Consider the following 24,648-nt stretch of genomic DNA (forward strand, 5'->3'; position numbering starts at 1 on the left):
AAACCGAATACAGCTCCTGGGGACGGCAGCAGGGCTTTACAATACAGTCTGTTCCAGCCCCAAGAACAGTCTTTCATGGGACGGTATGTCCTTGCTGCCTTTCCGTAAACATTATTCGGAGCCCGGGGGCGGCCGCCGAACGCTACGATCGCATTTTATTGCAGCTCTTGGGCAGAGACCCCCACGGGCGTCCTCTGGGACTTGAGTGAAACCTGTTTGGTTGCGGCCGTCAGGCCGCCTTGGGACGTTGGAGTTAAAACGGGGAATGAGATGACTGAAGAAAAAAAAGTAACACGAAAAAAGATTGAAGCGACCAGGGTCTGCAAAAAGATCATGGCCGATCATTTCTACGAAATGGACGAGGCGGTCAAGACCGGTTCCAGGAAGATCGCATGGTGTACCAGCGTGGGACCTGCCGAACTCCTTCGGGGCATGGGCTTTCTGGTCTATTTTCCGGAAAATCACGGGGCCATGCTGGGGGCGACCCGCATGGCCACCGACCTGATCCCCTATGCCAATGCCCTCGGGTACTCCCCTGACATCTGCTCGTATCTGACCTGCGACATCGGGTCGTACCTCCAGAAGAAGACCCCCCTCACAATGGCGTATAACATCGAATCGGTCCCCCGGCCGGACGTGCTCGTCTTCAATACCAACCAGTGCAGGGACGTTCAGGACTGGTTTGCCTGGTATTCGCGGGAACTCAATGTGCCGCTGGTCGGGGTGCATACCCATAGGGATATCGGTGATATCGAGCCCATCCAGATCAAGGATATCGCGGCGCAGATAGAGGAACTGGTCCCTGCCCTGGAGGCGGTGAGCGGCGAAAAATTCGATATGGATCGTTTCAAGGAGGCGGTCGGATATTCAAGACGCACCTCCGAACTCTGGCGGGCCTGTCTCGAGACGGCCGCGGCCATTCCTTCTCCGTGGACCTTTTTTGATGCAACCATCCACATGGGGCCGGCCGTGGTGGCGCGGGGCACCAGGGAGGGGATGGAATATTATGAACTCCTCCTGCCGGAATTGAAACAAAGGGTCAAGGACGGCGTGGCAGCGGTGGAGGGAGAGAGGCACCGTCTCTACTGGGAAGGGATGCCGATCTGGGGCAAACTCAGACCCCTGTCCGAGCAGTTTTCTTCTCTCAAGGCCTGTGTGGTGGCGTCCACCTACTGCAACAGCTGGATATTTGACCAGCTGGACCCTGCGAGGCCGTTTGAGAGCATGGCCGAGGCATACACCGAACTCTTCATCGTGAGGGACGAACCCTTCAAAGAGAAGTACATTTCGGAGTGTTTCGAGAAGTTCAGGTTTGACGGGATCGTCTTTCACGACGCCAAGACCTGTCCCAACAACTCCAACAACCGGTACGGCATGCCCGAAAGGCTCAGCAAAAAACTGGGCATTCCGGTCCTCACCATCAACGGGGACCTGTGCGATCTGCGGTGCTATTCCGAGGAGCAGACCAAGACCAATATCGAGGCCTTTATCGAGCAGTTGGAGGAGTGATGGGGAAGGGGCAGGGAGCAGGGGGCAAGGAGCAGGGAGCGAAAAATAGACAACAGGACCATTCAGTTAAAAAATCTCCGTGTCTCTTTATCTCCGTGTGAGACTATTTTTTGGTTCCGGGTCGTCCGGGTAGGGAATCGGGTGCGAATGGGTCATGACCAACAGCAGTGAAGGGGTATTCGCAGGTGTGGATGTGGGGGCCTCCCGCACCAAGGTGGCGATTCTGGATAGAGAGGCGAACCTCATCGGCCATTGTGTCAGGAAATCAGGCACCGACTTCTCCGGCACGTCTGAGCTCTGTCTGGATGCGGCACTTTTAATGGCCGGCGTGTCCAGAGAGGCTATTCGATACTGCATCTCCACGGGCTACGGACGCAAGAACGTGGCCTTCAGCAGCGAGACCAAGACGGAGATCGGTTGCCACGCCAAGGGGTGTTACCATTATTTTCCCATGGCCATGACCATTATCGACATCGGCGGTCAGGACAACAAGGTCATCAAGATCGACGATCAGGGTAGACGGATCAACTTCAAAATGAACCGGAAATGCGCGGCAGGGACCGGGGCCTTTCTGGAAGAGATGTCCGCCCGTCTGGACATCCCCCTGGAAGATATGGATGCCCTGGCCCGTCAATCCACGGAGATGGTGGAACTGGGAAGCTATTGCACGGTCTTTTCGGGAACCGAGGTGCTGGAGAAGATCCGCCAGGGAAAAAAGGTTCCGGATATCGTAAAGGGCCTTTTTTATTCGGTGATCAAGCGGGTGCTGGAAATGGATTCCTTGACGGACCGGGTGGCCATGACAGGGGGGGTGGTGGCCCATAACCCCTATCTGGTGGATATGGTGAAAGAGATCACGTCCCGGGAGGTCCTGGTTCCGGAACATCCCCAATTGACCGGAGCCGTGGGTGCTGCGCTCTTTGCCATGGAAGCAGCGAACCGGTGAGGGCATGATGCGTGGGACTTTGGGGCTTTGCCCCGGTTGGAATTTTGGAATACCGGAATAATGGGGGAAAGAGGACGCGGGGCATTAGACATGGTCAGGCCTCTTGCCGGATCCGGGCTTTCCTGCCGGCATTACATAATTCCGATGTTCCGGATCCATGATACTGACAATACCTACCAAAAGATTTGTGATTTATAAAAAGTTATATTAAATTCCGGGACTAAATTAATAAAGCAATGAGGGAGGGCTTAAAATGAACGTCAGCAAATGGATGCATGCGGGCACGATGGTGAAGATGAATGCCATCAACTATCCGGACAAGCTGGGATGGCAGGATAAGAATCAGGAATTCACCTTCAAGGAGTGGAATGACCGGTCATGTCGCTTTGCCAACGGGCTCAAGGGTCTTGGCGTGGGGCAGAAGGATACCTTTGCCGTAATCGCTTACAACCGTGGGGAATGGATGGATATTTATGCAGGCTGTGCCAAGGGAGGACAGATCGTTGTGCCGATCATGTTCAGGCTGGCCGGCCCGGATATCGATTATATCACCAACCATTCGGAGTGCAAGGCCATGGTGGTGGAGGCCCCTTTTGTGGACCTCATCAACAGCGTCAAGGACAAGCTGCCGATCCCTGAAGGGAACTATATCTATTTGGGCGATGGTCCCGTGCCGGAGGGCTACGTAGGCTATGAAGATCTGCTGGCCAAGTCTTCTTCCGAAGAACCCGATGTAATGGTGGATGCCGCCGATTTCTGGGTGATTATGTATACCTCCGGCACCACCGGCCGGCCCAAGGGGGTTATGCGGACCCATGAAAGCACCGTGGCGCAATATTATCTGAATAATATCAACATGGGAGTTCGTCCCACAGACAAGGTCATGCTGGTCATGCCGATGTGCCATATCAATTCCATCTTTTATTCCTTCCCCTACACCCTGGTCACGGCCCCGGTATTTGTTTACAATATGGTCAGTTTCGATCCCGAGGACCTCCTGAGGACCATCGACGAGTACAAGATCACCTACACCTCCCTGGTTCCCACCCATTACATTATGTTGCTCTCCCTGCCGGATGAGGTTAAAAAGAGCATCGACGTATCCTCGATCCGGCAGCTTCTTATCTCCTCTGCGCCCGCCCGGAAAGATCTTAAACTGGCCATCATGGACTATTTCAAGAACGCGGAACTGTGGGAGGCCTACGGGAGCACCGAAGGGGGGCTGGTGACCCTGCTCCGGCCCGAAGACCAGTTCAAGAAGCTGGGCTCCATCGGAAAGGAGATATTCGGCATCGACCGGATCCGCATCCTCGACGAAAACAGGAACGAGGTCCCGGACGGCGAGGTGGGAGAACTCTTCTACCGGACCCCCATGCTCTTCAAACAATATCTGAAGGAACCCGAAAAGTCCAAAGAGGCGTTTGACGGGGAATGGTCGTCAGCAGGGGACATGGTGAGACGGGATGAGGACGGGTATTACACTCTGGTAGACCGGAAGGCCAATATGATCATCACAGGCGGTGAGAACGTGTACCCCTCAGAGGTGGAAAGCGCTGTGGGCGCCCACGAGGCGGTCAAGGACATCGCCGTGATCGGTGTGCCGGATGAAAAGTGGGGCGAGTCCATTAAGGCGATCGTGGTGCTCCATGAAGGGTACGAGGAAAACGAGGAACTGGCCAAGGAAATAATGGACTTCACCCGCGGTAAGATTGCCGGGTTCAAGCGGCCCAAGAGCATCGATTTTGTGACAGATGAACAGATGCCGAGGACCCCTACCGGCAAGATCCTTCATCGGATTTTGAGGGAAAAATACGGCAAGTGGGGGGAGTGAGAATTAGAGATTTGAGATTTGAAACTTGAGATTTGAGATTTGAAACTGGATTCTGGATGGTTCAATCCCTGAATCCCTAAATTAACAATTCCGGTTCATCCGGGTGAGGCACTTTAAAACTTTGGTCACTTAACACTTTAGTCATTTTTTACCGGAGGATTAATAACTATGTTGACAAAGGCATTTATCCCTTACAAGGGGTATTATTCAACCCCTTTCAGCAGATGGCAGGGGAGCATGGCGAATGAAAATGCGATCGTTCTGGGAGCCACGACAACCCAGAAATGGCTGGCACAAAAGAACTGGGACCCGGGGATGATCGACTATCTCATCCTGGGGATGACGGTGAGCCAGCACCACCAGTTTTATTCCAGCCCCTGGGCCGCCGCCCTGATCGGCGCAGGGAGAATTCCCGGTGTTTACCTCAGCCAGGCATGCACCACGTCCACCACTTGCATCTACCAGGCCGCCATGGGCGTGGAAACCGGCCTTTACAAGACCTGCTACACGCTCATGACAGATCGCTGCTCCAACGGTCCCCATACGGTTTGGCCCAATCCGATGGGTCCGGGAGGCGAGGTAATCTCTGAAAACTGGCTTATGGACAATTTTAACGGGGATCCCAATGTGGGACTCAAGATGATCGAGACCGCTGAAAATGTTGCCAAAGAGGGCAATATCACCAAAGAGGAGTGCGATGCCTTGGCAGTAAGGCGCTACGAACAGTATCTGGATGCCCTGGCGAACGATCGGGCCTTTCAGAAACGATATATGTTTCCGGCCGAGGTACGGATCTCCAAGAAGAAGACCAAACTGGTGGAAGAGGACGAAGGGGTGACCCCATGTACGGTGGAAGGTCTGGCCGGTCTCAAACCGGTGATTCCGGGCGGCGTGCTTTCTTTTGGTGCCCAGACCTATCCGGCCGACGGCAACTGCGGGCTGGTGGTCACCACAGAGGAAAAGGCCAGGGAACTGAGCGCCGATCCATCCGTGCCGGTTCAGATTATATCCTACGGCTTTTCAAGGACCAAGCCGGGTTACATGGCCGCTGCCCCGGTTCCTGCGACAAAGATGGCCCTTGAGCAGGCGGGGCTCAAGATCACAGACATGAAGATCATCAAAACCCATAACCCGTTTATTGTCAACGACATCTACTTTTCTCAGCAGATGGGAATCAAGGCTGAAGGAACAGACGATCTCGGGTTTAACAATTATGGTTGTTCCATGATATACGGGCATCCCCAGGGTCCGACCGCAGGCCGGCTCATTATTGAAGGGGTGGAAGAAACAGCCATGAAAGGCGGCGGTTATCTGCTCTGGACAGGGTGTGCGGCCGGAGACACCGGCGGGGCCATGGTCCTCAAGGTGGGCTGATGGGGTCAGATCGCCATTGACCGAAGAGGTCTTGCGTGCTAAAAAAGGCCATTCTGATGAATTCAGAATGGCCCTTTTTTTTGAATCACCGCAAAGGAAGGGATTTCAGCCTCACAAAGGGTTATTGAATCATGAAGATGATCATCTTTCAGTCTCTCGGCGGTCTCGGACTTTTCCTGTTCGGCATGAAAATTATGTCCGATGGGCTTCAAAAGGTCGCCGGGAACAAGTTGCGCCGGATCCTGGCCATGGTTTCCAACAACCGCCTGATCGGATGCGGCGTGGGGGCCATGGTCACCAGCATTGTCCAGAGTTCCAGCGCCACAACAGTGATGCTGGTCAGCTTTGTGGATGCCGGGCTCATGACCTTTGTTCAGGCCATCGGGGTGATACTGGGGGCCAACATCGGAACCACGATAACGGCCCAGTTGATCGCGTTCAAGATCACCGCCTATGCACTCCCAGCCATTGCCTGTGGTGTGCTTCTGAAGTTCTTTGTGGGCAGGGGAAAACGGGTCTATGTGGGAGACGTTCTGTTGGGCTTCGGCCTGGTGTTTTTCGGGCTTTCCACCATGCAGGCCGGGTTTGCCCCTTTGAAGCAGAACTCTGACTTCATTGCCCTGTTTACCCGGTTCAATGCCGACCATATGGGCAGCATCCTGTTATGCGTGATCGTGGGAACCGTTCTGACCATGATCCTGCAGAGTTCCAGCGCTACGGTCGGGATTACCATGGCCCTCGCGAGCCAGGGGCTGTTGAATTTGGAGGCGTGTGTGGCCTTGATCCTGGGGGATAACATCGGGACGACCATTACGGCGGAACTTGCGTGCATCGGGGCCACCCTCAATGCACACCGGACGGCCAGGGCCCATACCCTCTTTAATGTGATCGGCGTCCTCCTCATTCTGATATTCTTTCCGCTGTTCGTGAAACTCATTGTGTGGTTCACCTCCATAGTCCTGGATAGCGGTCCACCGGATCTTGTCGTAAACGGCGAATATCCTAATGTTGCCCGGTATATCGCCAATGCCCACACCGGTTTCAACGTAATCAACGCCATGGTCTTCCTTGTTTTTCTCCCTTATCTGGTGAAGGCGGCCATCTGGTTGACCCCCCACAAAAAGGAGGCAAGAGAGCTGGAGGAACTCCACCACATCAAATACATCGATTCCAAATATATCGATACCCCCGATGTGGCCATCAGCCAGGCAAGGGCCGAGATCGTCAGAATGGGAGAGGCGGTCGTGCAGATGTATGACGACGTCGTCCATTCCCTCACCAAGGGCAAACTGGAGGACCTGATTCAGTGGCGGAAGCGGGAGGACACCATTGACAACCTTCAGAGGGAGATTATTCAATTTCTGGTTCAGGTGATGCAAAAGCCGATCAGCAAAGAAGAATCAAGGGAGGTCGCCTCTCTGATGCGGATGGCCAACAACCTGGAGAGGGCCGGCGATGGGGTTGAAAACATCGCTGAACTCATAGAAGAACTCCTCCAACACGATCTCCGCCTTTCTGAAGGGGGACTCCACGACTATGCGGTAATTTCTGAGGAGGTGGGGAGATTTTTGACCCTGGTGGTCAGCGCTATCCGCCGGGAAGACAAAGGGATCATGCCCCATGCTCAGAAATTGGAAGATTCCATCGACCGCATGCGGGAAGAGATGAGAGGGAATTATATCATGCGCCTCCAGAGCGGGGCCTGCACCGTTGATCCGGGGCTTATTCTGGTGGATATGCTCACGGCCTTTGAAAAGATCGGCGACTTCTGCTATAACGTGGCCCAGGCCGTCGCCGGATTGAAATAGATGCCGGATACTGGTTGCCGGATGCTCGCTAATCGTGGTTTCCACGTTCGAGCACATGGCTGATGGAAGATCCCAGTGCGTTGGTGCTGTTCAAGCTTCAGGCATTTTAAATTTCAGCCACGTTAGTTCATTTTTTCTTTGGATATAGAACCCATGACCCCCATCCCCGGCAGTGACCACCGGACCGAGTGCATTGGATGCGGTGAGTGCTGCCGCCGCTCAAGCCCCTCCCTTCAGGTCAGCGATATCCCCGGTATTATAAAAGGCCCTGTCAAACGATCCGACCTCTACACGCTGCGCCGGGGCGAACTGGTCCGGGATAATATTGGGGGCGGGTTGAAGAAAACTGAAAACGAGATCATCAAGATCAGAGAAAGGGAGGGGATCGGGGGGTGCATCTTCTATGACGATCCGGGGAAACGGTGTACCATATACGAATACCGGCCCACCCAGTGCGCGGCCATGAAATGTTGGGATGAAACGGAATTCATGAGGGTTTACGGAGAACCCAAGGCGGACAGAAGGGACGTTGTTCAGGACGGAAATCTGCTGCGGCTCATAAAAGCCCATGAAGAGAGATGTGAATATCCCCGGTTGGAGCGAGATGTGCGGGACATCGAAACAATGGGCGAGACAGCAGTCGAGAAAATCCTTGCTATTTTAAAATTTGACCACGATATAAGATCCCTAACCCATACAAACCTGGGAATTGACCCGGATGAGCTGGACCTGATCTTTGGCCGTCCTCTTACCCAGACCATCGCCATGTTCGGTCTGAAGGTGGTCCGGGAGCCGGACGGATCATTTCTTCTGACCCTTTCCGACCCTTTGCCCCGCCCCTGATTCCCAGAATTTCCGCGATTCTTTTCACGTGAGCCTGTAACCTGTTGAGCCCGTGGACCATCAGCGTATCAGCGGATCGATATTTTCGCATTTTGTTGTTGCAGTCATATGTCATTTGTGACACATTCTGGACCGGAGGCGGTGGCGTCCCCCACTGCCTCCAAATTTGGGGTGGCAATCATAGGGCGGGGGCCTGGAACCATCGGACAGAACAGACTCCAAAACCTCTATTGGCCCAATAACCCAATAAACTCTATAAACGCAATAAGTCCTGATCTGCACATGGAATCATTTTTCGAAGTAAAGCGGCCGGATGAGGTCTTTGAGATCATCGACCGGTTAATACGTCCTGCAGGCGAGGAGACCATCCCTTTAATAGATGCATTGGACCGCGTGTTGAACAGGGACATGACAGCGCCCGAAGATCTCCCCGGCTTTTTCAGGTCCACCATGGACGGCTATGCGGTTAAGGCCAAGGGCACCTTCGGGGCCAGTGAAGGGCTTCCGGCATTGTTCCAGGTGACCGGGGAGGTGTTTATGGGGAAGGCGGCCGGGCTGATTGTGAAAGAGGGTCAGGCCGCAAAGATCCCCACCGGCGGCATGCTCCCGGAAGGGGCCGACAGCGTGGTGATGAAGGAATATTGCCACCGCCTGGATGAAGACACCATCGAGGTGGGCCGTACTGTGTCCCCCCTGGAAAATATTATCGGGCCTGCAGACGACTTCAGCCGGGGCGCGGTATTTTTAAAGAAAGGGCACCGTCTGCGGCCCCAGGACGTGGGGGTTATGGCAGGGTTCGGCATCGCCGAGGTTCCGGTCTTTCGGAAACCGCGCATTGCCATCATCTCCACGGGCGACGAGATCGTTCCGATAACGCAGGTCCCTCTACCCGGACAGGTGAGAGACATCAATCAATATACGCTGGCCGCCCTGTGCCGGAAGGCCGGGGCCGACCCGCTCCTAATGGGGCTTTGTCCGGATGACTTTGGCGCCCTCAAGGGGACGATGGAAAAGGCCCTTGCCCAGGCAGATTCGATTTGGATATCCGGCGGCAGTTCCGTCGGGACCCGGGATCTGACCTTGAAGGCCTTTGAGTCCTTGCCGGATTTTGAACTGCTGGTCCACGGCATCTCCATCAGTCCCGGCAAACCCACCATCATCGGCAGGTCAGGGACGAAAACGGTCATCGGTCTGCCGGGACATGTCACATCGACCCTGGTGGTGGCGGGGGTCTTCATGACGCGGATCATTTCGAGACTCTCCGGATATACCGGACTGCCGAGATCCTGGGGCGCGGATGTGGAGGCCGAGTTGAGCCGGAACATCCCGTCTGCCAACGGGAGGGAAGACTATGTCCGGGCAAAACTGATTGAAACAGAGACCGGCCTCATGGCCTTGCCGATTTTTGGAAAATCAGGTCTTATTTCAACCCTGGTGGATGCAGACGGTCTGATCCGGATCGATATGAACACCGAGGGTCTGTACCAGGGAGAAAAGGTGAAAGTGATGCTTTTTGATTATGCAGAAGGCGGCCTCCGATGAAGCGACAGGTCTACCTTTCCATGAAATCGCTTGAAGAGGCCAAGAAAATTTTCTTTTCCCGGTTCGATCCCGGTCTGAGGACCGGTATCGAATCCATCGACAGCCAGGACAGTTCGGGTCGTGTGACTGCGGAACCCATCTTTGCCAGGCGCTCGGCCCCGTCCTACCACGCCTCGGCCATGGACGGCATTGCCGTGAAGGCGGAGGAGACCTATGGAACCACCGAACGGCTTCCAAGGACCCTTGAATTGGGCCGAAGCGCGGTCTGGGTCAATACCGGCCAACCGCTCCCGAAGCCCTTCGATGCCGTGATCATGGTGGAGAATGTCCACCAGGTGGATGACCGCCGGTTAGAGATCCGCGGCCCGGCCTATCCCTGGCAGCATGTGCGCAAGGTGGGGGAGGATTTGGTGGCCACCCAGCTGCTTTTTCCTCAGAACCACCGGATCCGGCCCTATGACGTGGGAGCGCTCATCAGCGGCGGGGTGTTTTCAGTGAGGGTTTGGCGGAAACCCCGGGTGGCCATTATCCCGACCGGTTCGGAACTTGTGCGTCACACCGAAATAGAGGCGGGGACCATCCTGAAACAGGGCCGGATTATTGAATACAATTCGCTGGTGCTTGCGGCCCTCGTCCGTGAGTGCAATGGGATACCTGTCCTGTATGATATCATACCGGATGCCGAGGAAGAGATCCGGGCCGCCGTGACCCGGGCAGTCGATTCCGATGCAGATGTGGTGATCATCAATGCCGGCTCCTCGGCAGGGAGCAGGGACTATACGGTGCACATGGTGGGCGAGATCGGCGAGATCCTGGTTCACGGGGTGGCCATGATGCCCGGCAAGCCCACAATTCTGGCCGAGGTAAAGGGGAAACCGGTGGTGGGGAATCCCGGCTATGCCGTTTCAGCCGCACTCTCCTTTGATCAATTTGTCAGGCCCCTCCTCCACAACCTTCAAGGGTATCCCCTCCCAAAGACGGAGACCGTGAAGGTTCGACCGACCCGGGACATCCCGTCCAAGCTGGGGATAGAAGAGTTCCTGCGCGTCAACATCGGAAAGGTGGGCGATCGCTATGTGGCCACGCCCCTGGCCAGGGCCGCAGGGTCAATCACCACCCTGACACGGGCGGAAGGGATCCTTCGCATCCCTCAACTTTCAGAGGGAATCACCCAGGATCAGGAAATAGAGGCGGAACTCCTCGTCCCGGAGGCGGCGCTGAACCAGACGATCGTCGTCATCGGCAGCCACGATATCGCCATCGACATCTTGGGCGACGAGGTCCGGAGGGGGGGACGCAATATCCGGATTTCATCGGGCAATGTGGGGAGCCTGGGAGGCTTGCTGGCCCTCAGAAAAGGGACCTGTCATATGGCGGGTTCGCATCTCCTGGACACGGAAACCGGTGAATACAACATCTCCTACATCCGGCGATACGTCAAAGGGCTGAAGATCGCCGTGTTTCACCTGACCCTCAGAGATCAGGGCCTGATCGTTGCCAGGGGAAACCCAAAGGGCATCCAGGGGATTCGGGATTTGACCCGTCCCGATATCGCCTTTGTCAATCGCCAGGGAGGGTCGGGGACGCGCGTCCTTCTGGATTATCACCTGAAACAGGCGGGGATCGCCCCGGATGCCATCAGAGGATACGACCATGAGGAGTTTACCCATATGGCCGTGGCCGTGGATGTCCTGAGCGGGGCCGCTGACTGCGGAATGGGGATCTATGCCGCGGCCCGGGCCCTGGAACTGGAGTTCGTTCCCATTGCACGGGAGCAGTACGACCTGCTGATCCCGAGCCTTCTGTTGGACCAGCCCGCGATCCAGGCAGTGCTCAATACGGTGCGCTCCGGCCATTTTCGAGAACGAATCCTGTCCTTAGGGGGCTATGATCCCTCAAAAAGCGGGGAACTCTTTGCAGAGGTGGAGGAGAATTGACATGCCGCAACTGAGGCTCAAATCGAGGCAGTGGATTGTGGATGATCAGGATCGTATCATCATGGGGGAGGGAAGGAAGGAAATATTAGAGACCATTGAAAAAACCGGCTCCATCAACCAGACCGCCAAGCTCATGAAGATGTCATACAAGGGCGTCTGGAGCAAAATCAAGGTGACTGAAGAGTATCTGAGCCTGAGCATCGTCCACGCAGACAGGAAGATGGGGAGCCGGCTCACTAAAGAAGGAAAAGAGCTTCTGGAAAAGTACCGCCGTTTGAAGGAGGCGTGCCTCGAGGAAGACAACAGGTGCTTTGGCAGGATATTCGGCGGCAACTGGCCGGCCGATGGAGGAGAAAAGGAGTGAAGGCATTGACAGGACCGGCCCTTGTCTCCATCGTGGGATTCTCAGGAGCGGGCAAGACCACTCTTTTGGAAAAGCTGATCCGCGAACTGGCGGCCCGGGGAACCCGGGTCGGGACCATCAAGCATGATGTTCACGGTTTTGAGATGGATACGCCGGGGAAGGACAGTTGGCGGCACAAGCAGGCCGGGGCCGTGACCACCATTATTTCATCCCCTTATCAGATAGGCGTGGTCATGGATGTGGATCACGACCACGACCCGAACGAGCTGAAACAATTCTTCGGGAATGTGGACATTGTCTTCACCGAAGGGTATAAACAGGGGGACAAGCCAAAGGTGGAAATCTTCCGGGCCGGTCTTCGGGATGAACCCCTTTGCAAAGGCGATGATCATCTTATCGGACTCGTCACAGACACGGAAGTCGACCTGGGGGTGCCCCGATTTTCATTGGATGATATTAAAGGCCTGGCCGATTTTTTAATAGACAATTTTGACCTCGCCCCGGGAGCAGGCTGTCCCGTCCCATGATCCGCCCGGTTGTTCCAAGAACGTTCATCGTCTGAGGTCCTTTCATTTCACTTGAAACTTGACAGCAATCCCTGTAAAAAGAGAACTCATATTTTTTTTTAACAATGATGATCTAATACTTTCTTGAGGAAATTCCATGCTCCACATCCCTATTGCGGGCCTGATCCCTGCCGGTATTTCAGTTGAAAGCGCCTTTAGCAACGATATTATTCAGATGATGCTCCAAGCAGGGCCGATGGTAAAGTTTGTATTGCTGCTTCTCTTTTTGTTTTCGGTGGTTTCATGGGCCATCATTTTTACGAAATACAGACGGTTGGGAAGGGCCAAGGCTGAAACCGGCACTTTTCTGGAGCTTTTTTGGGAGAGCAGGGACCTCAAAAAGGTCTATACGGAAAGCGAGATCCTGAAAGACAGTCCGGTGGCGTGTCTCTTCAGGGCCGGGTATGCCGAATTCAGCCGATTCAGCAAACTTCAGGCGTCCTCTACAGACCCGGGTTATGCCCGGGCCGATCGTCTGAAGGACGATGGATCGGTCGCCAGGGATGGGGCGTCGCGAACACGGCAGGCCCTGATGGACAATCTGGAGCGGTCTCTCAGAAAGGCCTCGATCGATCAGAACAAGAAACTGGAGCGGTCCCTGAGCTTTTTGGCCACAACCGGCAATACCACCCCCTTTATCGGGCTTTTCGGAACGGTCTGGGGGATCATGGAATCATTTCGGGGGATCGGCCTCAAGGGTTCGGCCAATCTGGCAGTGGTGGCCCCCGGAATATCCGAGGCCCTTATTGCCACAGCCGCCGGTCTGGCCGCGGCCATTCCCGCAGTGGTGGCATTCAATTACTTTAACCAGAAGGTGCTGGTACTCCAGGCGGAGATGGATATTTTTACCACCGATTTTTTAAGCATGGTGGGAAGACAGTCCGTCAGGCAGGTTTCGCAGCACAAAACACTCCCTTGAGACCGCGATGAGTTTTGGAAGAAACAATAAGCGATTTATGTCGGACATCAACGTCACGCCATTGGTGGACGTCATGCTGGTGCTCCTCATTATCTTCATGGTGGCCGCCCCGATGATGATCCAGGGGGTGGATGTCAATCTGCCGAAAACCACGGCAAAAAATATCAAGAGCCAGGATGAGCCTCTGATGGTGACGGTCAACAAGAAAGGTGAGGTTTTTTTGGAGAACCACGCTGTTCCTTTAGACAGTCTGGAACTGAAGATCCAAAAGATTTTTCAGAACCGGAGGGAAAAGGAGATCCTGCTAAGGGCGGACAAGGACGTTCCCTACGGTTTTGTGATCGATGTGATCGCTAGGGTCAAGAAGGCCGGGATCGACAAACTGGGAATGGTCACGGAACCCCTGGATTGATTCAGATGAAAGGCTTGTATGGTAAACCAGTGCCCGGAAGTCAGGATGGGCAGAGTTTGCGCCGGGGCGTGGTGGTATCTCTCCTTTTCCATGCCCTCCTCTTCTCCCTGATCTTTTTTGTGCCTGAATCCATGCCCACCCGGAGAATCAGCGGGGCACCGATTTATGAGGTGAACCTGGTGGAGATGCCCTCCCAGAGCCGATCCGCAGCGACAACGGCGTCGGTCGAAAAGGAAGGGAAGGAGATCACCGGCGCGAAGACCGTCCCCACGGCCCGGAGAATTACCCCGCCGGTCCAAAAAGCAAAAGAGGTCGTCATCGGAAAACGGGTGGTGGAGCGCAAGAAGGAAGAAAAAAAGAAACCCCAAAAACCGCCCCCGCCCAAGGTCTCCCCTTCCAAACTCATCGAAGGGGCTATTTCAAAGATCGAAAAAAAGGTCAAAACCGAAAAACCCGACCATCTTGCAAGCGCCATTTCCCGGATCGAGACCCGTTCCCGAGGGACGGATGAAAAGGTCTCAGGCGGAGAGGGCGGCCCGGAGGCCGGCATTACCATACGGATGTACCAGTTGGCAGTGGAAGAGCAGATCAAGAGCAACTGGTCTTATCCTGTGGCCCTAATGGATGCCAAGAAGCGGAAGGACCTCAGGGCAATCGTTGTGGTCAGGGTGAGACAGGATGGGGCCATTCTCAAATCGTGGTTTGAAAAACGATCCCCCAGCGCCATGTTCGACGGGTCGGTCCTGAAGGCGATCGAACGTTCAGACCCCCTCCCGCCTTTTCCCGAGGGTTACCGGAGAAGCACGGATGAGATTGAAATTAGATTCGATCTCAGCGAATTAGAGGAGTTTTAATACAAGTCTGTAAATTGAGGGATTGAGGAATTTGGAAATTGAAGAAATTTACACGTTATTAGCTGTCTCAAAATTGAACGACATGCTGGAATCTAACCTCAGGACCTTTGAACCTTGACCCTGAACCTTTTAACCTCTATCGAAGGACCATGCTAAAATGCGCTCGAATCTACTGCATCGCGCAGCCGTAAAATCCGTCGGGTTTCCGCTTCTGAAGATCTGGATCATTCTGTCGATCTTCTTTTTCTTCCCGGGCGTCGGCCTCTGCCGGATATACATCGATGTCAATGCCCCCTCCATTCCCAAGTTCAACATTGCCATCCCGGATTTTAAAGATCTGGGGAGCGACAAGGATCATGCGGAGTTGTCCACCCAACTCCCCGGGATTATTTCCAACGACCTTGAACTCAGCGGCTATTTCAACTCCATGGACAAGGCGGGTTTTCTGGGTGAACAGGGGACGGGCCTGACGTCCGATGCCATCAACTTCAGGGACTGGTCGGTTATCGGGGCGGAACTCCTGCTGAAGGGGGGCTATACCTGCACGGGAAGCCGACTGGAGGTGGAAATCAGGCTGTTTGATGTGTACTGGGGACGTCAGATCGTGGGTAAGCGGGCATTGGGAGATACCAAGCAGGCCCGGCATCTGATGCACAGGCTTTCGAACGAGATTATACTGAAACTGACCGGGCATGAAGGCATCTTCCTGACCAAGCTCGCCTTTGTGGGCGATTCTACGGGAAAGAGGGAGATCTATGTCTCTGATTATGACGGCCATAACGCAAGACAGATTACTGTTGACAAGAGCATCGCGCTTCTCCCCCGATGGTCGCCTGACGGAAAGAACCTTGTATTCAATTCTTATAAACAAGGCGGGCCCATGCTCTATCTGAAAGACATGGACTCCGGGGTGGTCAAACGGCTATCCGGACAGTCGGGCCTGAATATCGGGGCGAGCTGGGCCCCCGACGGGAGGGAAATCGCCCTGACCATGAGCCATAAGGGAAATCCCGATATTTTCTCCATCAATCTTCAAGGGAAGATCCTGGGACAGCTTGTCCAACACTGGGGGATCGATGTGTCGCCCGCCTTTTCTCCTGAGGGCGACAAAATGGCCTTCGTATCCAACCGCTCAGGATCGCCGCAGATTTATGTTCTGGACCTTAACACCAAAAGGGAGGAGAGGTTGACCTACGAAGGACGATACAACACCTCTCCGACCTGGTCGTCTCGCAATCGAATCGCCTTTGTCTCGATGACGGACGGCAAATTTGACATTGCCACCATCGACCCGGGTGGGGGCCAAATGAGAAGGCTTACAAACAGCGCAGCAAATGATGAAGAGCCCTGCTGGTCGCCGGATGGAAGATACATTATGTTCACCTCGGACAGGGAGGGCGCTTATCACCTCTATATCATGAATGCCAATGGCCAGAACCAGCGGAGAATCACTTCCATGAAGGGAAATCAGACTGCGCCCTCCTGGGCCCCGGAATGATGTTTTCCACCTCCAATATTGCCGCCATGTACGCCAGGGATTGATGGGTGGGCCGATTTTGGCAGGTCCCCCCATACACCCAATCCGATCAAGAAAACAAAAATATCTTCTAAAACCTTGAAATCAGGAAATGGAAATGTTATAAAGCGAGACCAGAAATCGGTCCTCTGTTCCCTTTTCAGGGAACAACCATCGAGGGGGCCGGGCAGGGGCTTTCCCGTTTTTGGTTTAAGACGGTTGCCCGTGTTCGTTGATGCGGATGGGGGCGTGAAGACGGTCGAAAACGTAACATCGCATTTTTGTTTAACCGGGAAGAAACTTAGGAGGGAAAGGCGTATGGAAAAGAGGATGAAGGGCTTGATTTTCATGGCTTTCGCTGGTGCGTTGCTGTTTTTTGCGACAAGTTGCGCGAAAAAGCAGATTGACGTCTCCGAAGGAATCCAACCCCCTGTTGAAGGCCAGCAGGAAGTGGTGGTTGTGAAAGAGACGCCCAGGGAAGCAATGTCGGAAATCGAGGAAGGGCTGCTGCCGCCTGAAATGGCGAGAAAAGTTAATGAGTTCCAAAACGAAGCGATCTATTTTGATTTTGACAAGTCCAATCTGAATCCGGATGCCCAGAGTGTTCTGAAGAAAAAGGCTGGGTTCCTTCGGGATAACTCCTCTTATTATGTCCTGATTGAAGGTCATTGCGACAACAGGGGTACTGAAGAATACAACCTGGCGTTGGGCGAGAGAAGGGCTGCGTCTGCAAGAGATTTTCTCATGGCCCTGGGGATATCGGGTGAACGGATCGGAACGATCAGCTACGGGGAATTGCGGCCTGCTGATCCCCGCAATAACGAAGAAGCGTGGGCCCTGAACAGAAGAGACGAATTCAAACTATATAAGTAATGGCGGAATCGGTGGGTTTTCCGCGGATTTTAACAATAAAAGAGCCGACCTTGTTATCACCCTCGTCTAACCTGTTGCATCTGACCCGGCACGGGGCCGGACAGGATTGCCCGGACGTCGTCAGAAGGAATACCCGGTGCACCTGACGGATATTTTCCGTTCAACGGCCTGACGATAATTGAATAACGAGGCCGGCTTCACTATTTCCGGAGTGACGGCAATGCGAAGTTATCTTCCGAATCGATCTCTTATGGGGCAAATAGCCCTCATTATCTGCGTACTCCTTTTTGGTTCCTCCTGTGTGACCGATGAGGAGTTTCTGTATCTCAACGATCAGGTGGTAGCCCTTAATAAACGGGTCACCAGACTTCAAGACGTTTCAAAAGAGCTGGTGTCGGTTCGTGAACAGCAGGCAACGGCAGACGCCGAACTCCATAAGATCAGAGAAGATATGCAGAGTATCTCAGGCCGGTTGGACGAGAACAACCGCCTTGTCAACCGTGCCATTGAGAGAGATACGACCACGCAGGACGATCTGGGAACGACCGTTTCGGATCTGAACGACCGCGTGGCAAGGTTGGAGACGGAGGTAAGGCGGCTTCACACCTATCTTAACCTCGAACCGGTTGCCCCTGCCCCGGCGCAGGAAACCGAACAAAGACCTTTCAGGGCGCCGGAACCCGAACCTGCGCCTCAGGTCCCGCAGCTCAGACCACCCGTGCCGGTTGTTGAGCCCCCGGACGGCTCTCCGGAACAGCGGCTGTATGACGTGAACCTTGCCCTTTATCGAGAAGAAAAATATGAGGAAGCCATTGCCGGGTTCAAAAATTTTGTTGAGAAATACTCAAAGTCGGATCTGGCCGACAATGCCCAATTTTGGGTGGGCGAATCCTACATGAGTCTGAAGCAGTATGAACAGGCAATCCTGGCCTTCCAGCGTGTCATAAAGGACTATCCTAAAGGAAACAAGGTGCCGAACGCCATCCTGAGACAGGCCGTTGCGTTTTACGAAATAAACGACAAGACCAGTTCAAAGCTGCTCCTTAAAAAGCTGATAAAACAATTTCCCAAGTCCAACGAAGCAAAGATCGCCGAGGCAAGACTTAAGGCGATGAATTAGTCCCAGGCATTCTTATCCTTCGGGTCACTTCACAATAACATTGTTTATCGCCTTCATGATATCTGTGCGGCTGATCACACCGAGCAATTCATCGGGCCGCTCCCTCTCCACCACGGGAAGGATGGCGAAATCGCCCGCAGTAATCTTGGCCAGGGCCGAGAGCAGAGACTCCCGGCCCGTCACGGTTACCACACGGCGGGTGGCGATATCGCCGGCGGTGAGCGTATCATCCCCCAAGGTGAATGCCGATTTCAAGTCGGAGAGAGAAAGGATTCCCTCAAGCCTTCCTGATGCGTTCACCACCGGAAAGCTGTTGAATCCTCGATCATAGATCAGGGTCTTAAGCTGATCGAGCCTTAAATCCACGCCCACCGGTTCAGGCAACGGGTTCATGGCTTCTTTAACCGTAATCTCCCTTAACAGACGCACATCCCCATCAGACGCCGCCCCCTCCATGTCATGGCCGGCCTTGATCTCCTCGACCTTCTGATTGTAAAACTGGATCATTTCCCGCCGATCCAGCATCCCGATGAGGACCGAATGATCATCGTCTCTGACGACCGGGACCCGATGAAGATTGCGAATGGTGCATTTCTTGAACACCTCATTGAGGTCTTCGGATGGAGTGGCGTAGATGATGTCGGGGTTGGCCACATCCTTCATCCGGACCAATTCTCCGACTTCCTTGTCAAAAATTATCCCCCGAATGTCATTGATCGAGAATATTCCCGTCATCCTATTATCCTTGTCCACTACCGGAAAGTAGTGCTGATCGCTCGAACTGAAAATCTTTCGGAAATCACTCAGGGTCATATTCTCCGGGATCAATCGCACCTTCCTGAGCTGGTCGGTCATTTCCCTGACCCGGATGGCGGCCAGGATATCTACAAAGAAGTCCCCCTTGTGGGCGTTTGAATTTATCTTGGAAGGAACCTGGTTTTCGAAGATCGTCCACCTGCGGGAGAGCATGTACGAGAGTGAACAGACCAGAAGGCCGGGCAGGAGGAGGTGGTAAGAATTGGTCATCTCGCTAACAAAGATGATGGTGGAGATGGGCGTATTGGAAACACCGGCAAAAAAGCCCGCCATCCCCACCACCACGAAGGCGCCGGGATGGGTGACGATGCCCGGCATGATCTGGTGGAATATCTTCCCTACGGCCCCGCCCAATGCCCCACCGATCACCACGGATGGGCCGAAGACCCCCCCGCTTCCCCCGGAGCCTATGGAGAAGGCCGTGGTGAGGATTTTTCCGAACCCCAGCGTCAGGAGGAACAGGGTGGGGAGCTGGTTATCCAGGGCGAGCTGGGCAAACCCATATCCGAAAGACAAGGTTTGAGGGAAGAAGAAGCCTATGGCCCCGGTCAGCAGGCCCCCGATGGCAGGTTTGATGTGGTTCGGTATCCTTTCTATGGAGTGGGCGATATGCTTCACGCCGTAAAAGGCCTTGACATAGAGGAATCCGGCCCCGGCCAATACAAAGGCCAGTACGGTGTAAGGTCCCAATTCAAGTGGATTTCGAAAGAGATAATCGTGGGTATCGAACAGCGATCCCCACCCGAAAAAAAGGCAGAACACGCAGTATGCCACCACCGAGGAAATCCCGGCAGGGATGATCACCTCGGATTCGAACTCCGGGTCACGGTACAATACCTCGGCCGCGAACAGGGCCCCTGCCAGCGGCGCCCTGAAGATGCTTCCCACTCCCGCCCCCATGCCTGCCGCCATCATGATCCGGCGCTGTCGGTCGGAGAGCTTCAAGCGGGTGGCCAAGAAGGAGCCAAACCCGGCCCCGATCTGGGCGATCGGACCTTCACGGCCCCCCGAGCCCCCGGAGGTCAGGGTAATGGCCGATGCGATGGTCTTGAGGATCGGGATCCTTCCCCGGATGAACCCGCCCCTGTTGTGGTACGCATCGATGGCCGCATCGGTGCCGTGGCCTTCCGCCTCAGGGGCGAAGGTATAGACGAGCCATCCGCTGACGATGCCTCCGAGGGCCGGGAGGAACAAGAGCATCCACCGGTTTAAGGGGGTCTGGGTGGGCGTAAAGAGGTGACCTTCCCCGGCCGGGGCCGGAGGCCGGTAGCCGGCCAGCTGATCCATGAGGAAATGAGATCCCACCTGGCAGAGGAGCTGAAACACCACCGATCCCAGACCGGCGATAAGCCCTATCAGGACAAAATAAAATGCCCACTTCCCGGCGGTGGAAAGCGTGATCGAGCCGGCTTTCAGTGATTTCATTTCAGGCCATCGCCTGACATTCGTTGTATTGACCATTTTTCTTGAAAGACCGAACGTAAAGACCCCCCGATGGGTTCATCCCGAGTCTGGTGCTGGTGTTGGTTATAGTGACCCTGCTGCGGATCGTCAAGCGCCAATCCTTAATTTGCCCCGGAAGCAGCCACAAGGATTCAACTTTAACCGACAACACCGCCCAAGGCGGCCTAACCGCCGCAACCAATCCCGCCCAGTCGGGACTCACACAAAGCCACGAAGCCACAAAGGGGTTTATTATAGGGCCCTAAAATGAATTGTTTTTGTTTTTCTCTGTGTTCTTTGCCTGCCCCGTGAAACCTTTTCTGTGTTGTTTCACTCGGGGTGTCTCCGTGTGAGTCAATGAAATGGGCGTTGGTTTCTTGATTCTTCATTCTTAATTCTTCATTTACAACGGGCCTGCACCGCCTGCAGGGGGCATACCCCTCCCGGAAGGCCTCAAAAGACGACGGGAAACGGATATGATTTTTCTTAAGAATCCTCTTTGCAAATGGACAGTCCGGTCGATGAAACCGGAATGAGTTGCTGTTTCCGATCCGGATTTCCCCGGTCTTAGAAAACCTCTTCCAGATACCGGCCCTTTCGGTCATCGCCTTTCGCTGGCAGTCCACCAGCAGACCTCTGTATTTAAGGTTGGGGCGGATAGACATCACATGGGCGAGCCCCCTGCGGACCATGATCGCATTAACCATCTCTCCACCGGGCAAAAAGAGATAGCACAGGCGTCTGCCGTGTGAATCGACCTTTTCCTGATCATACTCCAGTCTGACACGCCTTCCCTCCACCAGTTTCCGATTGACATCCCGGGCCGCTTCGGCCATAAAGTCACTCCTGCCCCCCTCGTGGTCGATTTCCGGCGTGTCGATTCCCAGATATCGGACCCGGATTCTGTTTTCCAGAAGCACCGTATCCCCGTCATAGACGCGCACCACCTGGTGATCGGCAAGGGCGGGTGATGGCGAAAAAAGCGCGGCCAGCAGGACCCACATGATTGACAGGGCACATTTTCCAGGTGCCGGGATTCTTTCATATTTTAAATATCTCATAATAAAGCTTTAAAAATTGAAATATGACGATAATATGTAAAGGTAGTATCCTTTTGCTTAGTATTCATTATTAACAGGTTTTTTTATTGACTTTAGACTTTTCTGGTATTAATCTAACCGTCCAAGAGTTAATAAAATGGTGTGTGGATATGAGGACACCGGTCCGACAAATTGAGATAATAAGGAGTGTGCCATGCCAAAGATCATGACAACCAAGGAAATCGCAAAGTACTTAAAATTGCATGAAATCACCATCTGTAAATATGCAGCGGAAGGTAAGATTCCGGCTATCCGAATCGGCAGGGTCTGGCGGTTCGATAAGGATGCCATCGACAGATGGATCAGCGGCGAGCAGAAGAGCTGAGGCTTGCCGGTCGCTGAAAATGCCATGAGCCTTTTCAAGTCATGCATAAAGGAGATAGGGTCTTCTCCATCGGATATAGGATTCGAGGTCCGGCAGCCAGCTTTCCCTTATCAGTGAGAGGGGCTCGCCGGACTCCAGGCCGCGCCGCAGAGATACACTGCCCATGATCATATCAATGGGCTTTTTTTTGAATTCATATTCATAGGGGGGGCGCTTCCATTCAAACTCGCGTGGATGGATCTCCATAACGGCCTTCAACAAAGAGAGAGAGGTGTAGTAGGGCTGATAGACGTTGAGATCCAGGACATGTATCATAAATCCACGGCAGAGGCTGCCCGACCATTTGTGGAAGGTGGGACGGAACAGATACTCCTGGAGACAACAGCCCGCAAGGGCTTCCGCGGGGAGGCGTTGTCGGATCGCCGCCATATCCAGATAGGGGGCGCCGAAGATCTCAAAGGGACGGCAGGTCCCTCTCCCTTCGGAAAGATGGGTCCCTTCCCAGATCACCTGGCCGGGATAGACACATGCGGTATCCGGACACGGCATGTTGGGAGACGGCATCATCCATCGGAGCCCGGTATCCTTCCACAACATCCGCCGGTGCCAGCCCTGCATCGAAAGGACCGTCAGATCGCAATTGAGCGCAAAGGCATGGTTGAAGACAAGGGCCATCTCTCCCATGGTCAGGCCGTGGCGCATGGGGAGACGATACGGTCCCACAAATGAATAGAGTTCCGGCTCGAGGAGGTTGCCCTCCACCATATCTCCCCCCAACGGATTGGGGCGGTCCAGGACAACGACCCGTTTTCCGTACCTTGCCGCTGCCTTCAGACAGTTGAGGAGGGTGGAGGCAAAGGTGTAGATCCTCGCTCCCACATCCTGAAGGTCTATGATCAGCGTATCCAGCAGGTCAAACATGGCGGACGTGGGGTCCCGCGATTCGGCATACAGGCTGAAGACAGGGATCCTGAGGGCCTCATCCCGGGAGTGGGGGGTCTCCACCATATTGTCCTGGTCTTCGCCGCCATAGCCGTGCTGGGGTCCGAAAATAGCCTTGAGTTGACCGGGAAACAGGGAGGAGATAACCTCTCTTGCACTGGTCAGGCGGCCGTCCACAGAGGCCTGATTGGCAAGGAGGCCCAGCCGCTCACCCTTCAGCGGTTTCCACTCCTCCGCACGTACCCGGTCGAGCCCGGTGAGAATAGGGTTCATTTTCAACAGCTCCTGGAAACAGCACGCCGGCCGTGTTGAGACGGTTGTGGTTTCATCTTTCGGTCCTCTGCTTCCGGCGATTTTCGCGACTCCGGTATCGGGCATCTTAGGTCAACAATGACCCTTTTTCAAGATTATTTGGGCGTTTCCCGCGGTTTCACGGCACGCAGAATCCTGCCCGGTGAGACCCGCGCCGATCGGCCCCCGCACCTCCGAATCCATAACAGCGTATTGGGCATCCCTGCTGCATTCCTCCTCTTACTCCTGTCTGCGCTCGTTTTTTGGGGAGGGTCGCTGGCCGCGGGCGAACTTTATCTCCTTGAAGGGAACGGGATCCGGGTCTTTTTCGAGACCCCCCATGAACCGGTGGCTAGGGAACTGGTCCATACTTACCCGGAGGTGCGGGAAGAGTTAAAGAGGACTTTTGGATGGGACCTGACCCTGACCCCGTCCGTACGCCTCATCGGGGACAGCGGGCAGTTCCAGCAATGGGCCCGCAGCCCCCTGACGGTTGCCTTTGCCGTCCCCGGCAAGGACCTCGTGGTAATCGACACCTCCAGAATGAAGACCCATCCCTTCAGTCTCAGAAACACCTTCAAACATGAACTCTGCCACCTCTTGCTTCACCAGCATATTCGAAGCGACCTCCTCCCCCGTTGGCTCGACGAGGGGATCGCCCAGTGGGCCAGCGACGGCGCAGGCGATATCCTTCTGGATCAGAGGCGCTCCGTCCTGAACCGGGTCGCCCTGAGGGGCCGCTTCATCCCCCTCAAGGCTTTGAGCGGAGGGTTCCCCGGAAACGACCAGGACCTGACCCTGGCCTATGAGGAGAGCAAGCGTTTCATCGACCATCTTATTGGGATCTCCGGTGTGGCGGGGGTGCTGCAGGTTCTGGAGGAAATGAAGGCGGGGGACAATGTGGAAGATGCTGTTCTAAAGGCATACGCCGTCTCCCTGGACGACCTGGAAAGGGAGTGGCACCGCTCCCTCAGAACCAGAATCACCTGGTTTACGTATCTGAGCTATCATCTCTATGAGATCCTCTTCGTCCTTGCCGCGCTCATGAGCATATACGGGTTCATAAGGATCATGATAAGGAAACGCCGTCGCATGAAAGAGGACCTGGAAATGAATAAAGAAGATTGAAAATTGAGAATTAAGGTCCACGTGATCGGCGATGCCAATAGCCCCGGGAACGCCTTCTAGCAGCCTGTCGGACTTACTATGCGGCTCTGGCGCGAGTCTGACTCATTAGCTGCCGACCGAGAAATGGCCTAAAAAAATGACCTCGGGGCGACTTTTCTCTTGCATTTCCCTTTGGGTTTCGATATAATT

Annotated in this window: 21 protein-coding genes; 18 read left to right on the forward strand and 3 right to left on the reverse strand. The window is 54.5% G+C overall.

From position 1 onward, the window contains the following. The first annotated feature begins 270 nt into the window (after positions 1-270). From K9N21_21415 to ybgF, 16 genes are all read left to right on the forward strand, one after another. Complete coding sequence (locus K9N21_21415; GenBank protein ID MCF8146475.1) at positions 271-1,509, forward strand: 2-hydroxyacyl-CoA dehydratase family protein; 1,239 nt, start codon at positions 271-273, stop codon at positions 1,507-1,509. Between the two features lie 154 nt (positions 1,510-1,663). Further along, complete coding sequence (locus K9N21_21420) at positions 1,664-2,455, forward strand: acyl-CoA dehydratase activase (protein MCF8146476.1); 792 nt, start codon at positions 1,664-1,666, stop codon at positions 2,453-2,455. A 253-nt stretch (positions 2,456-2,708) separates the two neighbouring features. After that, entirely contained in the window at positions 2,709-4,286 is a 1,578-nt protein-coding gene (locus K9N21_21425) for an AMP-binding protein (GenBank protein ID MCF8146477.1), read from the forward strand. 168 nt (positions 4,287-4,454) lie between these two features. After that, complete coding sequence (locus K9N21_21430; GenBank protein MCF8146478.1) at positions 4,455-5,660, forward strand: thiolase family protein; 1,206 nt, start codon at positions 4,455-4,457, stop codon at positions 5,658-5,660. Between the two features lie 131 nt (positions 5,661-5,791). Next, positions 5,792-7,468, forward strand: a complete 1,677-nt coding sequence (locus K9N21_21435) for a Na/Pi cotransporter family protein (GenBank protein MCF8146479.1) — start codon at positions 5,792-5,794, stop codon at positions 7,466-7,468. 153 nt (positions 7,469-7,621) lie between these two features. Further along, entirely contained in the window at positions 7,622-8,311 is a 690-nt protein-coding gene (locus tag K9N21_21440; GenBank protein ID MCF8146480.1) for a YkgJ family cysteine cluster protein, read from the forward strand. A 282-nt stretch (positions 8,312-8,593) separates the two neighbouring features. Further along, positions 8,594-9,853, forward strand: coding sequence for a molybdopterin molybdotransferase MoeA (locus tag K9N21_21445; protein ID MCF8146481.1), 1,260 nt, complete (start codon positions 8,594-8,596; stop codon positions 9,851-9,853). Beyond that, entirely contained in the window at positions 9,850-11,790 is a 1,941-nt protein-coding gene (locus tag K9N21_21450) for a molybdopterin biosynthesis protein (protein ID MCF8146482.1), read from the forward strand. Before K9N21_21445 ends, K9N21_21450 begins: the two co-directional genes overlap by 4 nt. Before the next feature lies 1 nt (position 11,791). Next, positions 11,792-12,154 (forward strand): LysR family transcriptional regulator, encoded by a 363-nt coding sequence (locus K9N21_21455; GenBank protein MCF8146483.1) that lies wholly within the window; start codon positions 11,792-11,794, stop codon positions 12,152-12,154. Beyond that, on the forward strand, positions 12,151-12,681 hold the full coding sequence (mobB, locus tag K9N21_21460; protein ID MCF8146484.1) for a molybdopterin-guanine dinucleotide biosynthesis protein B: 531 nt from the start codon (positions 12,151-12,153) through the stop codon (positions 12,679-12,681). Before K9N21_21455 ends, mobB begins: the two co-directional genes overlap by 4 nt. A 136-nt stretch (positions 12,682-12,817) precedes the next feature. Further along, positions 12,818-13,639: a MotA/TolQ/ExbB proton channel family protein gene (locus tag K9N21_21465; GenBank protein MCF8146485.1), complete on the forward strand. Its 822-nt coding sequence runs from the start codon at positions 12,818-12,820 to the stop codon at positions 13,637-13,639. Positions 13,640-13,646: 7 nt separating this feature from the next. After that, complete coding sequence (gene tolR / locus K9N21_21470) at positions 13,647-14,051, forward strand: protein TolR (GenBank protein MCF8146486.1); 405 nt, start codon at positions 13,647-13,649, stop codon at positions 14,049-14,051. A gap of 5 nt (positions 14,052-14,056) precedes the next feature. Then, the gene (locus K9N21_21475) at positions 14,057-14,905 is read left to right on the forward strand and encodes a TonB C-terminal domain-containing protein (GenBank protein MCF8146487.1); all 849 of its coding nucleotides are present in this window, start codon (positions 14,057-14,059) and stop codon (positions 14,903-14,905) included. Positions 14,906-15,062: 157 nt separating this feature from the next. After that, positions 15,063-16,403, forward strand: coding sequence for a Tol-Pal system beta propeller repeat protein TolB (gene tolB, locus K9N21_21480; protein ID MCF8146488.1), 1,341 nt, complete (start codon positions 15,063-15,065; stop codon positions 16,401-16,403). A gap of 336 nt (positions 16,404-16,739) precedes the next feature. Further along, entirely contained in the window at positions 16,740-17,294 is a 555-nt protein-coding gene (gene pal / locus K9N21_21485; GenBank protein ID MCF8146489.1) for a peptidoglycan-associated lipoprotein Pal, read from the forward strand. Positions 17,295-17,514: 220 nt separating this feature from the next. Next, positions 17,515-18,414 (forward strand): tol-pal system protein YbgF, encoded by a 900-nt coding sequence (gene ybgF / locus K9N21_21490; protein ID MCF8146490.1) that lies wholly within the window; start codon positions 17,515-17,517, stop codon positions 18,412-18,414. Positions 18,415-18,438: 24 nt separating this feature from the next. On the opposite strand, the gene K9N21_21495 is transcribed toward ybgF, so the two are convergent. Together K9N21_21495 and K9N21_21500 are read right to left on the reverse strand one after the other, a co-directional pair. Next, a complete protein-coding gene (locus K9N21_21495) occupies positions 18,439-20,655 on the reverse strand; it encodes a chloride channel protein (protein MCF8146491.1) in 2,217 nt (738 codons plus the stop codon). A gap of 203 nt (positions 20,656-20,858) precedes the next feature. Then, positions 20,859-21,734, reverse strand: coding sequence for a thermonuclease family protein (locus K9N21_21500; GenBank protein MCF8146492.1), 876 nt, complete (start codon positions 21,732-21,734; stop codon positions 20,859-20,861). A 193-nt stretch (positions 21,735-21,927) separates the two neighbouring features. Here K9N21_21500 and K9N21_21505 point away from each other — a divergent pair, with 193 nt between their 5' ends. Then, positions 21,928-22,098 carry a helix-turn-helix domain-containing protein gene (locus tag K9N21_21505; protein ID MCF8146493.1) on the forward strand — a complete coding sequence of 57 codons (171 nt, stop codon included), beginning with the start codon at positions 21,928-21,930 and terminating at the stop codon, positions 22,096-22,098. A 39-nt stretch (positions 22,099-22,137) separates the two neighbouring features. Here the strand turns inward: K9N21_21505 and K9N21_21510 are convergent, their stop codons facing one another. Beyond that, complete coding sequence (locus tag K9N21_21510) at positions 22,138-23,313, reverse strand: DUF1343 domain-containing protein (protein ID MCF8146494.1); 1,176 nt, start codon at positions 23,311-23,313, stop codon at positions 22,138-22,140. A 117-nt stretch (positions 23,314-23,430) separates the two neighbouring features. On the opposite strand from K9N21_21510, the gene K9N21_21515 reads away from it, so the two are divergent. Continuing rightward, entirely contained in the window at positions 23,431-24,459 is a 1,029-nt protein-coding gene (locus K9N21_21515; protein ID MCF8146495.1) for a hypothetical protein, read from the forward strand. The last annotated feature ends 189 nt before the right edge of the window (positions 24,460-24,648 follow it).

This window comes from Deltaproteobacteria bacterium (genome assembly GCA_021737785.1).
GTDB lineage: Bacteria > Desulfobacterota > DSM-4660 > Desulfatiglandales > Desulfatiglandaceae > AUK324.

Bases quoted from the DNA above. Each gene is read 5' to 3' on its own strand.
- K9N21_21415 (MCF8146475.1), top strand. From the start codon at position 271: ATGACTGAAGAAAAAAAAGTAACACGAAAAAAGATTGAAGCGACCAGG.
- K9N21_21420 (MCF8146476.1), top strand. From the start codon at position 1,664: ATGACCAACAGCAGTGAAGGGGTATTCGCAGGTGTGGATGTGGGGGCC.
- K9N21_21425 (MCF8146477.1), top strand. From the start codon at position 2,709: ATGAACGTCAGCAAATGGATGCATGCGGGCACGATGGTGAAGATGAAT.
- K9N21_21430 (MCF8146478.1), top strand. From the start codon at position 4,455: ATGTTGACAAAGGCATTTATCCCTTACAAGGGGTATTATTCAACCCCT.
- K9N21_21435 (MCF8146479.1), top strand. From the start codon at position 5,792: ATGAAGATGATCATCTTTCAGTCTCTCGGCGGTCTCGGACTTTTCCTG.
- K9N21_21440 (MCF8146480.1), top strand. From the start codon at position 7,622: ATGACCCCCATCCCCGGCAGTGACCACCGGACCGAGTGCATTGGATGC.
- K9N21_21445 (MCF8146481.1), top strand. From the start codon at position 8,594: ATGGAATCATTTTTCGAAGTAAAGCGGCCGGATGAGGTCTTTGAGATC.
- K9N21_21450 (MCF8146482.1), top strand. From the start codon at position 9,850: ATGAAGCGACAGGTCTACCTTTCCATGAAATCGCTTGAAGAGGCCAAG.
- K9N21_21455 (MCF8146483.1), top strand. From the start codon at position 11,792: ATGCCGCAACTGAGGCTCAAATCGAGGCAGTGGATTGTGGATGATCAG.
- K9N21_21465 (MCF8146485.1), top strand. From the start codon at position 12,818: ATGCTCCACATCCCTATTGCGGGCCTGATCCCTGCCGGTATTTCAGTT.
- tolR (MCF8146486.1), top strand. From the start codon at position 13,647: ATGAGTTTTGGAAGAAACAATAAGCGATTTATGTCGGACATCAACGTC.
- K9N21_21475 (MCF8146487.1), top strand. From the start codon at position 14,057: ATGAAAGGCTTGTATGGTAAACCAGTGCCCGGAAGTCAGGATGGGCAG.
- tolB (MCF8146488.1), top strand. From the start codon at position 15,063: ATGCGCTCGAATCTACTGCATCGCGCAGCCGTAAAATCCGTCGGGTTT.
- pal (MCF8146489.1), top strand. From the start codon at position 16,740: ATGGAAAAGAGGATGAAGGGCTTGATTTTCATGGCTTTCGCTGGTGCG.
- ybgF (MCF8146490.1), top strand. From the start codon at position 17,515: ATGCGAAGTTATCTTCCGAATCGATCTCTTATGGGGCAAATAGCCCTC.
- K9N21_21495 (MCF8146491.1), bottom strand. From the start codon at position 20,655: ATGAAATCACTGAAAGCCGGCTCGATCACGCTTTCCACCGCCGGGAAG.
- K9N21_21500 (MCF8146492.1), bottom strand. From the start codon at position 21,734: ATGAGATATTTAAAATATGAAAGAATCCCGGCACCTGGAAAATGTGCC.
- K9N21_21505 (MCF8146493.1), top strand. From the start codon at position 21,928: ATGCCAAAGATCATGACAACCAAGGAAATCGCAAAGTACTTAAAATTG.
- K9N21_21510 (MCF8146494.1), bottom strand. From the start codon at position 23,313: ATGAACCCTATTCTCACCGGGCTCGACCGGGTACGTGCGGAGGAGTGG.
- K9N21_21515 (MCF8146495.1), top strand. From the start codon at position 23,431: ATGACCCTTTTTCAAGATTATTTGGGCGTTTCCCGCGGTTTCACGGCA.